The organism is Nonomuraea sp. K271, assembly GCF_009908215.1.
Classification (GTDB): domain Bacteria; phylum Actinomycetota; class Actinomycetes; order Streptosporangiales; family Streptosporangiaceae; genus Nonomuraea; species Nonomuraea longispora.
The window spans coordinates 1-13,548 of sequence record NZ_JAAAHR010000090.1 but is presented as its reverse complement, the minus strand read 5'-3'; the positions used below and the strand labels follow the sequence as shown (position 1 = coordinate 13,548).

The window sequence follows — 13,548 nt, the reverse complement described above, 5'->3', positions numbered from 1 at the left end:
GCCTGCCCTTTAGCCCTCATTCCCGACATTTAGGCATTCGTCTGATGACCCCCGAACGACGAGACCGGCCCCCGCCGCAGGCGAGGACCGGCTCGGAAGCGCCGCGCGCGTCTAGAGCATGGCCTTCATCGAATCACTCGCGGTGAGCACGTACGGCTGCTCGGCCATGATCGCGTCCCAGTTGCCGACGATCGCCTCCGGCGTGAGGTCGTCCGTCTTCCAGCCCGGCCCCTCGGCCACGAACACCCGCGCCACCCGGCCGCCGCCGACGCTGAACACCTCGCCGCTGACCTCGCACGAGTCGTGCACGAGACACGCCACCAACGCGCTCACCCGCTCCGGCGTGAACTTGGCCTCGAACTCGGCGGGCAGCAGCGCCTCGGTCATCCTGGTCCACGCGATGGGGGCGATGGCGTTGGCCTTGATACCGTTGCGCGCGCCCTCGATGCCCAGGGTCTTGGTCAGGCCGACCAGGCCCATCTTCGCGGTCGAGTAGTTGGCCTGGCCGAAGTTGCCGAACAGGCCGGCCGGGCTGGAGGTGTTGACGATGCGTCCGTAGCCGGCCGCCTTCATCAGCGGGTAGGCGGCGTGGCTGACCAGGAACGAGCCGCGTACGTGCACGGCGAGAACCCCGTCGAAGTCCTCGACCGTCATCTTGCCGAGCGACTTGTCGCGCAGGATGCCCGCGTTGTTGACGACGATGTCGACCTTGCCGAACGCGTCGACCGCGCTCTGCACGATGGCCCTGGCGCCCTCGGGCGTGGCGACGTCGTCGGTGCTGGCGACGGCCTGGCCGCCGTTCTTCGTGATGAGCTCGGCCACCTCCCCGGCGGGCCCGGTGGAGGCGCCGGTGCCGTCGAGCGCGCCGCCGAGGTCGTTGACCACGACCTTGGCCCCGCGCTCGGCCAGCAGCAGCGCGTGCGACCTGCCGAGGCCGTGCCCCGCCCCCGTGATGATCGCGACCCTGTCATCGAACCGAAGCATCGAACCTCCCAGGCAGGAGAACAACATTCTAGTACGAGTACGATAACCCGCCCCAGGTCCCCGCGCCCGCAAGCGCCGGTCGTCAGGCCGGGAACCACAAATCCGGCTCGCCCGCCACCCGGCGCACCCGTCCCCTGGCCTCCAGCCACGCCAGGTGCGCGAGCGTCTCGTTGTTGGCCGCGCGCCGCATGAACGGCGGAATGGTCTCCCACGGCCGCGACCAGGTCAGCCGGGTGGCGAGGTCCCAGCAGGCGGCCCCGTCGAGCGCGGCCACCGCCCGCTCGATCTCGGCCAGCCGCTCGTCGTGGTGCGCCATCACACTGTCGACCCGCTCGGCCAGCTCCAGGAACCGGTATTCGTGCGCGGGCAGCACCTCCTCGACGTCCAGCTTGCGTACGGCGGCCAGCGAGTCGAGATAGTCGGCAAGCGGGTTGGGGCCGGACTGCGGGTGCACGGCCACCATCGGCGTGATCTTGGCCAGCACGTGGTCGCCGGAGAACAACACCCCGCGCGCGGGCGAGACGAAGCACAGGTGGCCGGGCGAGTGGCCGGGCGTCCAGACGGCCCGCAGGTCCCAGCCGGGCAGCCCGAGTTCGTCGCCGTCCTCCACCAGCCGGTCGGGCCTGGCCATGGTGACCATGTGCCGGATCATCATCGAGGCCCCGGCCAGCTCGTCCAGCGTCAGCGCGGGCACCCCGCAGCGGCGCAGCAGCTCGCGCTCCCGCTCCACCAGGGAATCGATGGCCGCGTCGTCGTAACGCTCGCGGACCAGCCGCGCGTCGGCCGGGTGCAGCGCGATCCACGCGCCCGACATCTCCCGCACACGCCCGGCCAGCCCGTAGTGGTCGGGGTGGATGTGCGTGACGAGCACACCCTTGACGTCGGTGATCGCGTAGCCGGCCACGGCCAGTCCGGCGACCAGCGCGTCGTACGCCTCGTCGGTGTTCCACCCGGCGTCGACGATCGCCACCCCGCCGGGCAGCTCCAGGACGTAGACCAGCACGTACCGCAGGGGGTTGACCGGAATCGGCACCGGCACGGACCACAGTCCCGGACGCACCCGTTCGACCTCGGGGATCGCCCCGCCGGCCCACGCGTCCCGCTGTGCCACATTGGCAGGGGTCACCACGAATTTCGTCATGGCCCCGATTGTGCCCGAACGAAGTTCAGCTTCCGAATCATGTTCTACTAGGACCATGAAGCCGAGCCGCGAGCTTTCCGACACTGGCCGCTTCGTCCGGCAGCCCAACCGTTTCACCGACCGGCTGGGCCCGCCCGAGCCGGGACGCTACCGGCTCTACGCCTCCTACGCCTGCCCGTGGGCGCAGCGCGTGCTGATCGTACGGTCGCTCCTCGGGCTGCAGGACCTGCTGGACGTCACGATCGTCGATCCCATCCGCGACGAGAAGGGCTGGCGCGTCCCCGGCGGCGACCCGGAATATCTCTCGGAGCTCTATCTCGCGACCGACCCCGGCTACACGGGCCGCTACACCGTCCCCTGCATCTGGGACGCCAAGGACCGGCGCATCGTCACCAACGACTTCCCCCAGATCACCCTCGACCTGGAGACGTCATGGGGCACCTCTCCGGACCTCTACCCCGAGCGCCTGCGCCCGGACGTCGACATCATGAACGACCGCCTCTACCACGGCCTCAACAACGCGGTGTACGAAGTCGGCTTCGCCCGCGACCAGCAGGCGTACGAAGAGGCGGTGACCCGCGTCTTCACCACCCTCGACTTCCTGGAGGTGCGCCTCGCGGGATCGGAGTTCCTCTTCGACACGCTGACCGACAGCGACGTGCGCCTCTACACCACTCTCGCCAGGTTCGACACCGTCTACCACACGCACTTCAAGTGCTCCCTCAGGCGGCTGATCGACTATCCGGCGCTGTGGGCGTACGCGCGCGGGTTGTACGGCATCCCGGCCTTCCGCGAAACCACCGACTTCGACCAGATCAAGCGTCATTACTTCATCACCCAGACCGACATCAACCCGAGCCGGATCGTGCCAGTCGGGCCTGAGCTCGACTGGAGCCCGTAGGCGCGGGCATCCTGACGAACAGCAGCGCCGAGGCCAGCGTCACGACGGCCACGACGGCCCAGGCGGCGGCGAGGCCCGCCTGGGCGGCCAGGGCACCGAGCGTGAGATTGGCCAGGGTCCCGCCGGACTGCAGGGCGATGGAGCTCGTCGAGGCGACCGTGGTGCGCTCGGCGGCGGTGACGGCCCTGTGGGTCAGCTCCAGGCAGAGCGTGCCCGTCAGCGAGATGCCGACGAACAGCACGACGTAGGCCAGCCCCGCGCTCAGCGTTCCCGGCAGGCCGTCCAGGCTGGCCGTCGCGGCCAGCACTCCCACGGAGAGCGCGGCCAGCACCGTCCCGGCCATCGCTCCGCCCGCCGACCCGCCGGCCAGCCGGGCCACGCCCGGCACGAGCGCGTTGCCCATCGCGCTGCCCGCGAAGCCGAGCGCCGCGACCACCGCGTACGTCATGCCGCCCCCCTCCGCCGTGCCCGCCAGCTCGGCGAGCCGGCCCGGGGTGAGCAGCTCGATGGTCATCAGCACCGCGCCCGTGGCCGCCGCGACCATCGCCAGCCTGCGCAGCAGGGGGCTGCCCGCGACCAGCCGCACGCCGCCCGTCACCGTGGCCGGCACCTCGCGCAGCACGCCCGGCAGCGTGCGGCGCCGGTGGGCCGGCTCGGGCAGCGCGAACACCACCACGAACAGCAGCAGCGCCGCCGCGACCGCACCCACCAGCGACGGCGCCGCGAGGGGCAGGAGCAGCGAGGGCGGCACCAGAAGCGGGAGGCCGCCGCCCGCCAGCACGCCGGCGCACAGGGCCGCGGACTCCATCGCGCCGCCCCTGGCCAGGCCGGGCTTCAGGTCGGCGTCGCGGCCCTCGACGCCGTGCAGCGTGTCGACGTACCAGGAGGTGGCGGGGCCGCTGGACAGTGCCCTGGCCACGCCTTTCAGCACGCCGGCCACCATGAACATCCACAACGTCGTGGACACGCTCATCAGAACCAGAGCCGCGACGGTGAACGCCGCCGAGGCCGCCAGCACCACCCGCCGCCCCAGGACGTCGGCCAGCCCGCCGGTGGGCAGTTCGAGGCTCACGGTGACGATCGAGAACACCGTCGTCGCCAGCCCGATCTGCGCCAGCCCGAGGCCTCTCTCTGTCATCAGCAACACCTGGGCGGCCATCGCGAGCCCGATCGGCAGCCAGGTCAGGAAGCTGACGAGCATGTAGCGCCGTAACGCCGACCGCGCGGTCACGGCTCCGACCTCCGCTCCCTGGGGAAGCCCCCCACCCAGATCCGCACCTGCTCGGCGTCGGTTGCGCCGGCGTGGCGCACGGTCAGCTCGCGCAGCAGCTCCTCGGTACGCGCCATGAACTCGGCCAGCCCAGCCGGCGGCAGCTCGGCGATGTGGTCGCTCAGGCCCGCGGTCTCCACCCACTCCGGAGGCCACTCGGACTCGTCGAACTCCTGGACGAACCGCCCGAGCACCTCGGCCTGCCACAACCGCATGACTCTGACCGCCTCGCGCCCCTCGGGAGTGCCGGACATCTCCCGGCTGTTCCACGAGGTGTAGCGGTGCCGGGAACGCCAGCGCCGCTCGCGCCCGTCGCGCTGCTCGGGGTCCTCCTCGATGAAGCCGTACTTGGCCAGCTCGCGCAGGTGGTAGCTGGTGGAGCCGGAGCTCTCGCCCAGTTTGCGGCCGAGTTCGCTGGCGGTGGACGGCCCGTCGGCGCGGAGCAGGCCGAGCAGGCGGGCCCGCAGCGGGTGGCTCACGGCCTTGAGCACCCGCGGATCGTTGATCTTGTATTTCTCCTCCACACGTCCACCGTAGGCTACAAAGAGAATTTTGCAAAGCAAATTCTGCGATTTTCGGGATCGTAAACTGTGGAGATGCTTGACGACATCCAGGTGGACGACGCGGTCCTCGCGCTGCGACCCGACTTCGCGGTCCTCGTCATGACCGCCCACGACCTGCGCAACGGCCCCACCGACGAGCGCTCACGCGCCTGGCTCGCCGAGGCCTCGGCCGCGCCCGTCCAGACGGAGAAGATCGACGCCTGGAAGGACGCCTACCGCGCGTTCGGGGCCAAACCGCAGCGCACCAGGCCCTCGGTCGACGCCCTCACCCGCCGGATGCCGCTGCCGGAGATCAACCAGGTCGTCGACGCGTACAACTCGATCAGCGTGAAACACGCACTGCCCATCGGCGGGGAAGACCTCGACCGCTACTCCGGGCCGGCGCGGCTGGTCAGGGCGAGCGGCGAGGAGGCGTCCGAGGAGGCGCTCGGCACACCCGACCCCGGCGAGGTGATCTGGCGCGACGACATCGGCGTGACCTGCCGCAGGTGGAACTGGCGCCAGGTGGTGCGCACCCGGCTCACCGAGGAGACCACCAACGCCATCTTCCTGCTCGAACGCCTGGAGCCCATGTCGCTGGTGGAGCTCAAGCAGGCGGGCGAGGAACTCGCCGATCTGCTGTCCGAGTTGTCCCCTCAGGTGCGGATCGCCAGCAGAGTGATCTCCAGAGGGAAGTAAACCTCCAGGCAGGGTGTTGATATCAAATAGTGATAAATGCGCGACCCCCGGGTTGACTAGGGGGTGGCGACGTGACCGCGCCGTCCTGAGAGGATCGTGCGTGGCGGCACGACCACCTGGGCGCGCGCTGCCGGTCCGGGCGAGTAGCCTTGGAAAGGTTCTCTAACATCAACGCCGATCTGCGGAAGAGGGCGATTTCCGCCGTGTCGTCTGAGTCGTCGCGGACAAACCCGCTGGCAAGCTTTGGTCAGAACGAGTGGCTTGTCGACGAGCTGTACCAGAAATACCTCCAAGATCCCGAGTCGGTCGACAAGGCTTGGTGGAATTTCTTCGCTGACTACAACCCTGACTACGGACCGGGCCGGACCCCGGCCAAGGAGGCGGGGAACGGCACAGTGACCGCCCCCGCGCCTTCCAAGGCGGTGCCTAAGGCGCCACCGGCAGCCGAGAAGCCGAAGCAACCGGCCGCTCCGGTGCCCAAGGGCGCCGAGGAGGTGAAGTTGCGCGGGGCCGCGGCCCGCACGGCCGCCAACATGGAGCAGTCGCTGTCGGTGCCGACGGCGACCAGCGTGCGCGCCATCCCTGCCAAGCTGCTGGTCGACAACCGCATCGTGATCAACAATCACCTCAAGCGGGGCCGCGGCGGCAAGGTGTCCTTCACGCACCTGATCGGCTTCGCGATCGTCAAGGCGCTGCGGGTCATGCCGGAGATGAACTACTCCTTCACGGAGATCGACGGCAAGCCGACGCTGGTCAAGCCCGAGCACGTGGGCTTCGGCCTGGCGATCGACGTGCAGAAGAGCAACGGCGAGCGACAGCTCCTCGTGCCCTCGATCAAGGGCGCGGAGGAGATGGACTTCCGGCAGTTCTGGATGGCCTACGAAGAGGTCGTCCGCAAGGCGCGGGCCGGCAAGCTCGGCGTCGACGACTTCTCCGGCACCACCATCTCGCTCACCAACCCCGGCACGATCGGCACCGTGCACTCCGTGCCGCGGCTGATGCCGGGCCAGGGCACGATCATCGGCGTCGGCGCGATGGAATACCCCGCCGAATACCAGGGCGCCTCGCCCGACACGCTCTCGCGCCTGGCCGTCTCCAAGGTCATGACGCTGACCAGCACCTATGACCACCGGATCATCCAGGGCGCCCAGTCGGGCGACTTCCTGCGCCAGATCCACCGGCTGCTGCTCGGCGAGGACGGCTTCTACGACGAGGTCTTCGAGGCCCTGCGCATCCCCTACGAACCGGTGCGGTGGGTCCAGGACGTGTCGACGTCGCACGACGACGACGTGTCCAAGTCGGCCCGCGTGCTGGAGCTGATCCACGCCTACCGCGTGCGCGGCCACCTGATGGCCGAGACCGACCCGCTGGAATACAAGCAGCGCAAGCACCCCGACCTCGACATCCAGTCGCATGGCCTGACGCTGTGGGACCTCGAGCGGGAGTTCGCCACCGGAGGGTTCGGCGGCCGGCCGCTGATGAAGCTGCGCGAGATCCTGGGCGTGCTGCGCGACTCCTACTGCCGCACGGTCGGCATCGAGTACATGCACATCCAGAACCCCGAGGAGCGGGCCTGGATCCAGGAGCGGGTGGAGAGGCCGCACAAGTCGCCCGAGCGCGACGAGCAACTCAACATCCTGTCGCGGCTCAACACCGCCGAGGCGTTCGAGACGTTCCTGCAGACCAAGTTCGTCGGCCAGAAGCGCTTCTCGCTGGAGGGCGGCGAGTCCCTGATCCCGCTGCTCGACTCGGTGATCAGTGACGCCGCCGACGAAGACCTCGACGAGGTCGTCATCGGCATGGCCCACCGCGGCCGGCTCAACGTGCTGGCCAACATCGTCGGCAAGTCCTACGCGCAGATCTTCGGCGAGTTCGAGGGCAACATCGACCCGCGCACCGCGCACGGCTCCGGCGACGTGAAATACCACCTGGGCGCGACGGGCGAGTTCACCGCGCCCAGCGGCAAGACCATCACCGCGTCCGTGGTCGCCAACCCTTCCCACCTGGAGGCGGTCGACCCGGTCCTGGAGGGCGTCGTACGCGCCAAGCAGGACCTGCTGGAGCGCGGCGAGGAGGGCTTCACCGTCCTGCCCGTCCTCGTCCACGGCGACGCGGCCTTCGCCGGCCAGGGCGTCGTGGCCGAGACGCTCAACCTGTCGCAGCTGCGCGGCTACCGCACCGGCGGCACCGTGCACGTGGTGGTCAACAACCAGGTGGGCTTCACCACCTCGCCCGCCTCATCCCGCTCGTCGGTCTACGCGACCGACGTGGCGCGGATGATCCAGGCGCCGATCTTCCACGTCAACGGCGACGACCCCGAGGCCGTGGTGCGCGTGGGCGAGCTGGCCTACGAATACCGCCAGGCGTTCCGCAAGGACGTCGTCATCGACCTCATCTGCTACCGCCGCCGCGGCCACAACGAGGGCGACAACCCCGCCTTCACCCAGCCGCTGATGTACGACCTGATCGACGCCAAGCGCTCGACCCGCAAGCTCTACACCGAGGCGCTGATCGGCCGGGGCGACATCACGGTCGAGGAGGCCGAGCAGGCGCTGCGCGACTACCAGGCCAAGCTGGAGCAGGCGTTCACCGAGACCCGCGAGGCGGCGAAGAAGCCGCTGGAGGCGGGCGCCATGCGGGTGCCGCCGGCCGAGGTGGTCAAGTGGTCGCACGACGACACGCCGACGGCGATCAGCGACGAGACGCTCAAGCGCATCGTCGACACCCAGCTCAGCCTGCCCGAGGGCTTCACGCCGCACCCGCGCCTCGCGCCGGTGTTGCAGCGCCGCGGCCAGATGGTCGAGCAGGATGCGATCGACTGGGCGATGGGCGAGACGCTGGCGTTCGGCTCGCTGCTGATCGACGGCCACCCGGTGCGCCTGGTCGGCCAGGACTCAAGGCGCGGCACGTTCACCCAGCGCCACGCCGTCCTGGTGGACCGGATGACCGGGGCCGACCACACGCCGCTCAAGACGTTCAACCACGGCACCACGAAGTTCTACGTCTACGACTCGCTGCTCAGCGAGTTCGCGGCGCTCGGCTTCGAATACGGCTACAGCGTCGTGCGTCCTGACGCGCTGGTCGCCTGGGAGGCGCAGTTCGGCGACTTCGTCAACGGCGCACAGACGATCATCGACGAGTTCATCTCGGCGGGCGAGCAGAAGTGGGGCCAGAAGTCCTCGGTCGTGCTGCTGCTGCCGCACGGCTACGAGGGCCAGGGCCCCGACCACTCCTCGGCCCGCATCGAGCGGTTCCTGCAGGTGTGCGCGCTCGACAACATGACGGTGGCGCAGCCGACCACGCCGGCCAACTACTTCCACCTGCTGCGCTGGCAGGTGGAGTCCAAGCGCCACAAGCCGATGGTGGTCTTCACGCCCAAGTGGCTGCTGCGGCACAAGGCGGCCACGTCGAAGGCGTCCGACTTCACCTCAGGCAGCTTCCAGCCGGTGCTCGGCGACACGACGGTCGACCCGGGCAAGGTCACCAGGGTCGTGCTCTGCTCCGGAAAGCTCTACTACGAGCTGGCCGCGCAGCGCGACAAGACGGGCCGCGACGACGTCGCCCTCGTCCGGCTGGAGCGCCTCTACCCGTTCCCGTCCGACGAGCTGGCCACCGAGCTGGCGCGCTACGGCGAGCAGACGGAGCTGGTCTGGGCCCAGGACGAGCCGGTCAACATGGGGCCGTGGCCCTATCTGGCGCTCAAGCTGGCCGAGGACCCGCAGGTCCTGGGCGGGCGGCCGGTGCGCCGGGTGTCGCGCACGCCCAACAGCTCGCCGGCCACGGGCTCGCACAACACGCACGACCACGAGCTCGAGAGCATCCTCGAGCAGATCTTCGGCTGAAGCAGGTCCGCACGGTGAGCCCCCGGCCCGTCCGGGGGCTCACTGGCGTTCTGACAGGTTGATGCGGGCGAATCGCCCGTTGGAAGGAATGGACGACGATGTACTTCACCGATCGGGGGATCGAGGAACTGGTCGAGCGCCGGGGCGAGGAGGAGGTCAGCCTTCTGTGGCTCGGCGAGCGGCTGCGCGAGTTCGTCGACCTCAATCCCGAATTCGAGACGCCCGTCGAGCGGCTGGCGACGTGGCTGGCCCGGCTGGACGACGAGGACGAGGAGTAGGGCGTTCCTGACACCTGAAAACGCGATACATCTTGAGCTCTCCGCAGACGCGACATATCGTGTCTCTAGTAGACGTGTCGCCGAGAAGGGCAGGGATCATGCAACAGTGGGCGATCGAGACACCCGAGCAGCTCACCTTCGGCCAGGTGGAGACGCTTGACGTACGCATCGTGGCCGGACGGCTGGCCGTGCTCGCCAGCGAGGGCCCACCCACGCTGGAGGTGGCCGAAATGGACTCGGCCGCGCCGCTCATCGTGACCTACGACGAGCACACTCGCTCGCTCACCGTCGCCTACCAAGACCTGACCTGGGACGGAATGCTCGGGTGGCTGCGCCGTGACCGCCGCAGGACCGTGTTGTCGATCGCCGTGCCGAAGACCTGCACGGTCAACGCCGGCGTGGTCAGCGCGCCCGCCGTGGTTGCCGGGTTCGAGAGGAAGACCCACGTCAAGAGCGTGTCGGGCGAGCTCGTGCTCGACGGCGTGAGCGGTGACGTGCTGGCCAACACCGTCTCCGGCTCCGTCGAGAGCCGCGCGATGTCCGGCGACCTCGCCTTCAAGAGCGTATCCGGCGACCTGACGGTGGCCGACGGCAGCCCGCGCCGGCTGAAGGCCGGCACGATCTCCGGACGGTTCACGGCCGACCTGGCGCTGCGCCCCACAGGTCACGTCACACTCAACAGTGTGTCGGGTGACATCGTGGTCAGGCTGCCGGAGAACGCCGAGGCCGACGTCAGCCTCAGATCCACCTCGGGCAGGCTGGTCAGCACGTTCTACGAACTGGCCAACACGGGCGGCCCCGGCGCCAAAGCGCTGACGGGGCGGCTGGGTGGCGGCATGGCCTCACTGTCGGCGATCACCGTGTCCGGCGAGGTCACGCTGCTCAAGGGAGAGAAGGAATGAGCCCTGTCTTCGGTCACGGCCGGCTCCGGCTGTACCTGCTCAAGCTGCTGGACGAGAGCCCGCGCCACGGCTACGAGGTCATCAGACTGCTCCAGGACCGATTCCTCGGCGTCTACTCGCCCTCGCCCGGCACCATCTACCCGCGCCTGGCCCGCCTGGAGGAGGAGGGCCTCGTGACGCACGAGGTGGTCGAGGGCAAGAAGGTGTTCTCGATCACCGACAGGGGCCGCGAGGAGCTGAACGACCGGCTCGACGAGCTCGACGACCTGGAGGAGGAGATCTCCGCCTCCGTGCGCGACATCGCCCGCGAGGTCAAGGAGGACGTCCGCGACACCGTCAAGTCGCTGCGCGACGAGCTGACCCGGATGGCCAAGGACGTGCGCACCAGCAGCCACGACGACGCCAAAGACCTGCTCGACAAGCAGCGGGAGGACCTCAGGCGGCTCAAGGAGCAGCAGAAGCGCCAGTGGATGGAGCACGCCAACCACTGGCAGGACGAGGGCGAGCGGCTCAGCAAGGAGTGGCGCAGAATCTGGTCGGAGGTCTGGGCGACGCTCGGGGGCGCGCCGCCCAACCGGGCCGACCTCGACGCCGAGCTGGGCGAGCTGCTGGCCGACTTCGTCGCCCGGGCCCGTGAGGAGGCGTCGGGGACGCGCCTGACACCGGAGAAGGTGGCGGCGCTGCGCGTGACGCTCGACGACGCCGCCCGTAGCGTCCGCGACATCCTCGAACGCTGACCACCCCGCGCCTGCCCCAGCCGGGGATGCTCGGGACCTAAGTCCTACCGCGCCCGGAGATGTCGTGCGGGAACCGGCCGCGTCAGGCCGGGCGCGGGAGACGCTCGGCGCGGCGTGACCGGCGGGCGGCGCGGCGGGCGCGGTAGGCGATGGGCATGTAGCGCAGGCGTTCCGGCAGGCGCGGCGCGAGGGTCGCCACGGCGTGCCCGACCTGCCGCAGCCGCCACTCGTCCCGCGCCGTCCAGCGCAGCCCCAGCTTCGCGCGTACGGCCGGCGGCAGCGTACCGACGGTCACGAAGTGGTTGAACCCCCCGGATCCCGCCCCGACCGGCGTCCACAGCCTGCGCAGCGGCCAGGGCAGGCCGGGCGGCGCCGGCGTGCCGCGCATGACCGCGAGCACGTCGAGCGCGGTCGGGTGCGGCTCCAGCCGGTCGGCCACCATGTCGTCGAAGTAGCGCCGGTACGCCGCCAGGTCCTCCGGCAGCTCCCGCTCGGGCACCCGCAGGATCGCGCCGAGTTGCCGTGACTCGGCGTAGAACCGCTGCTCCTGCTCGTGGGTGAACGGGGTGCCGAACCACCGGTTGAGCGTGAGGAAGCGCTCGAACAGCGATAAGTGCACCCAGGCCCATGCCTCGCCGTTCAGCGCGTGATAGTGCCTGCCGTGCTCGTCCACCCCGCTGATGCCCCGGTGCAACCTTCTGAGCCGCTCACCTTCCGCCGGGCCGCGGGCGCCGCCGTACACCCAGGTCTGGACGGACGTGAGCGTGCGGGTGAGCCGTCCCCACGGGTCGGACTTGTACGTGGAGTGCTCCGCTACGGCCGCGCCCACGGCCGGGTGCATCGTCTGGAGGACCAGCGCGCTGCCGGCCACGAGCAGGTTGCGGTATTCGCCGGCCGTGTCCCAGTGCAACGAGCCTGGTCCGAAGGGTTCGACGTCCATGCTGACGGCCTCCCGGGTGATACGGCTTTCCCTGCTTGTATCACCCAGGAGAGCAAAAGTACCCATTTACTTATCTATCCCGAAAAGACGATCTTCCCGAAGATCTCTCCCTCCGCCATGGCCGCGAACCCCTCCCGCGCCTCGGCCAGCGGCAACGTCCGGTCGACGACCGGACGCACGCCGGTCTGCTCCAGGAACACCGCCAGCCGCTGGAGCTGGTCGCGCGTTCCCATCGTCGAGCCCGCCACGGACAGCTGCAGGAAGAACACCCGGTTGAGATCGGCGGGCGGAACCGCGCCGCTGGTGGCACCCGACACGACGATGCGCCCGCCCGGTTTGAGCGACTTGAGCGAATGGGCCCAGGTCGCCTGCCCGACGGTCTCCATGACGGCGTCGACCCGCTCGGGCAGCCGCGTGCCCGTCTCGAAGACCTGGTCGGCGCCGAGCTCGCGGGCGCGCTCACGCTTGGCCTCCGTACGGCTGGTCGCCCAGACGCGGTAGCCGCCGGCCCGGCCCAGCGCGATCAGCGCGGTGGCGACGCCGCCGCCCGCGCCCTGCACGAGCACCGTGGAGCCGGGCTCAAGCCCGGCTTTGTCGAACAACATGCGGTACGCGGTCAGCCAGGCCGTCGGCAGGCAGGCGGCGTGCTCGAAGCTGAGCGAAGCCGGCTTGGGCACGAGGTTGCGGCGCGGCACGGCGACCCGCTCGGCGAACGTGCCGTCGTACGTCTCCGACAGCAGGCTGCGCCGGGGATCCAGCGTCTCGTCGGGGCCCGAGCCGATCACGGCGTGCACGATGACCTCGTTGCCGTCCTCGTCCACGCCGGCGGCGTCGCAGCCCAGCACGATCGGCAGCCGGTCCTGCCGGATGCCGACGCCCTTGAGCGTCCACAGGTCGTGGTGGTTGAGCGCGGCGGCCCGCACGGAGACGGTGGTCCAGCCGTCGGGCGTCGTCGGCTCGGGGCGCTCGCCGAGCGTCAGCCCGGCGAGCGGATGGTCGGGATCGGTCTGAGTGGCGGTTACGGCGAACATGGCCGCACCTTACTAACAAGATTCCGATCATCGGCCCGCCGCCCTGCCGCCGCGGACCCGCGAACCTACTCGTACGTGATGCGGATGCCCTGGACGACCTGGTCGCGGAACCTCTGGGAGCCGGTGACGGTGACCTGCACGTCGCCGCGGCACACCGAGTCGACGGGTCGCCCGCGCCCGCTGATCACGTCGGGGACCGTGGCGGTGCGTTCGCAGCCGGGCGCCGGCGTCAGCACCACCATCGTCCCCGCCCCGCCGCCGAACCACAGCTGCGGCCCCAC

General features: G+C 69.9%; 13 protein-coding genes. 6 read left to right on the top strand and 7 right to left on the bottom strand.

Annotation, left to right across the window (positions count from 1 at the left end):
• Positions 1–111: 111 nt before the first annotated feature.
• Both GUY59_RS27410 and GUY59_RS27405 read right to left on the bottom strand, forming a co-directional pair.
• On the bottom strand, positions 112–984 hold the full coding sequence (locus tag GUY59_RS27410; RefSeq protein WP_138199348.1) for an SDR family NAD(P)-dependent oxidoreductase: 873 nt from the start codon (positions 982–984) through the stop codon (positions 112–114).
• Between the two features lie 82 nt (positions 985–1,066).
• Positions 1,067–2,125, bottom strand: a complete 1,059-nt coding sequence (locus GUY59_RS27405; protein WP_132331302.1) for an MBL fold metallo-hydrolase — start codon at positions 2,123–2,125, stop codon at positions 1,067–1,069.
• A gap of 55 nt (positions 2,126–2,180) precedes the next feature.
• On the opposite strand from GUY59_RS27405, the gene GUY59_RS27400 reads away from it, so the two are divergent.
• Positions 2,181–3,026, top strand: a complete 846-nt coding sequence (locus GUY59_RS27400; RefSeq protein ID WP_138199347.1) for a glutathione S-transferase family protein — start codon at positions 2,181–2,183, stop codon at positions 3,024–3,026.
• On the opposite strand, the gene GUY59_RS27395 is transcribed toward GUY59_RS27400, so the two are convergent.
• Entirely contained in the window at positions 2,974–4,257 is a 1,284-nt protein-coding gene (locus tag GUY59_RS27395) for an MFS transporter (protein WP_138199346.1), read from the bottom strand. The genes GUY59_RS27400 and GUY59_RS27395 overlap by 53 nt on opposite strands.
• Positions 4,254–4,820 carry a winged helix-turn-helix domain-containing protein gene (locus GUY59_RS27390; RefSeq protein ID WP_138199345.1) on the bottom strand — a complete coding sequence of 189 codons (567 nt, stop codon included), beginning with the start codon at positions 4,818–4,820 and terminating at the stop codon, positions 4,254–4,256. Before GUY59_RS27390 ends, GUY59_RS27395 begins: the two co-directional genes overlap by 4 nt.
• 72 nt (positions 4,821–4,892) lie before the next feature.
• Here GUY59_RS27390 and GUY59_RS27385 point away from each other — a divergent pair, with 72 nt between their 5' ends.
• From GUY59_RS27385 to GUY59_RS27365, 5 genes are all read left to right on the top strand, one after another.
• Complete coding sequence (locus GUY59_RS27385) at positions 4,893–5,537, top strand: B3/B4 domain-containing protein (protein WP_138199344.1); 645 nt, start codon at positions 4,893–4,895, stop codon at positions 5,535–5,537.
• 203 nt (positions 5,538–5,740) lie between these two features.
• The gene (locus GUY59_RS27380; protein WP_138199343.1) at positions 5,741–9,379 is read left to right on the top strand and encodes a multifunctional oxoglutarate decarboxylase/oxoglutarate dehydrogenase thiamine pyrophosphate-binding subunit/dihydrolipoyllysine-residue succinyltransferase subunit; all 3,639 of its coding nucleotides are present in this window, start codon (positions 5,741–5,743) and stop codon (positions 9,377–9,379) included.
• 98 nt (positions 9,380–9,477) lie between these two features.
• Positions 9,478–9,657, top strand: a complete 180-nt coding sequence (locus GUY59_RS27375) for a DUF6104 family protein (protein WP_132331313.1) — start codon at positions 9,478–9,480, stop codon at positions 9,655–9,657.
• 98 nt (positions 9,658–9,755) lie between these two features.
• On the top strand, positions 9,756–10,559 hold the full coding sequence (locus GUY59_RS27370) for a DUF4097 family beta strand repeat-containing protein (protein WP_138199342.1): 804 nt from the start codon (positions 9,756–9,758) through the stop codon (positions 10,557–10,559).
• Positions 10,556–11,296 (top strand): PadR family transcriptional regulator, encoded by a 741-nt coding sequence (locus tag GUY59_RS27365; protein WP_138199341.1) that lies wholly within the window; start codon positions 10,556–10,558, stop codon positions 11,294–11,296. The genes GUY59_RS27370 and GUY59_RS27365 overlap by 4 nt, the downstream gene beginning before the upstream one ends.
• Positions 11,297–11,378: 82 nt before the next feature.
• Here GUY59_RS27365 and GUY59_RS27360 read toward each other — a convergent pair whose 3' ends face one another.
• The 3 genes from GUY59_RS27360 to GUY59_RS27350 form a co-directional block, all read right to left on the bottom strand.
• A complete protein-coding gene (locus GUY59_RS27360; protein ID WP_138199340.1) occupies positions 11,379–12,236 on the bottom strand; it encodes an oxygenase MpaB family protein in 858 nt (285 codons plus the stop codon).
• A 74-nt stretch (positions 12,237–12,310) separates the two neighbouring features.
• Positions 12,311–13,267, bottom strand: a complete 957-nt coding sequence (locus GUY59_RS27355; protein ID WP_138199339.1) for a zinc-binding dehydrogenase — start codon at positions 13,265–13,267, stop codon at positions 12,311–12,313.
• A gap of 65 nt (positions 13,268–13,332) precedes the next feature.
• A partial coding sequence (locus GUY59_RS27350; RefSeq protein WP_161714726.1) for a hypothetical protein occupies positions 13,333–13,548 on the bottom strand: 216 nt, incomplete at its 5' end.

Coding starts and splice junctions, on each gene's coding strand:
- GUY59_RS27410 (WP_138199348.1), bottom strand. CDS start 984: ATGCTTCGGTTCGATGACAGGGTCGCGATCATCACGGGGGCGGGGCAC.
- GUY59_RS27385 (WP_138199344.1), top strand. CDS start 4,893: ATGCTTGACGACATCCAGGTGGACGACGCGGTCCTCGCGCTGCGACCC.
- GUY59_RS27400 (WP_138199347.1), top strand. CDS start 2,181: ATGAAGCCGAGCCGCGAGCTTTCCGACACTGGCCGCTTCGTCCGGCAG.
- GUY59_RS27370 (WP_138199342.1), top strand. CDS start 9,756: ATGCAACAGTGGGCGATCGAGACACCCGAGCAGCTCACCTTCGGCCAG.
- GUY59_RS27375 (WP_132331313.1), top strand. CDS start 9,478: ATGTACTTCACCGATCGGGGGATCGAGGAACTGGTCGAGCGCCGGGGC.
- GUY59_RS27405 (WP_132331302.1), bottom strand. CDS start 2,125: ATGACGAAATTCGTGGTGACCCCTGCCAATGTGGCACAGCGGGACGCG.
- GUY59_RS27355 (WP_138199339.1), bottom strand. CDS start 13,267: ATGTTCGCCGTAACCGCCACTCAGACCGATCCCGACCATCCGCTCGCC.
- GUY59_RS27365 (WP_138199341.1), top strand. CDS start 10,556: ATGAGCCCTGTCTTCGGTCACGGCCGGCTCCGGCTGTACCTGCTCAAG.
- GUY59_RS27360 (WP_138199340.1), bottom strand. CDS start 12,236: ATGGACGTCGAACCCTTCGGACCAGGCTCGTTGCACTGGGACACGGCC.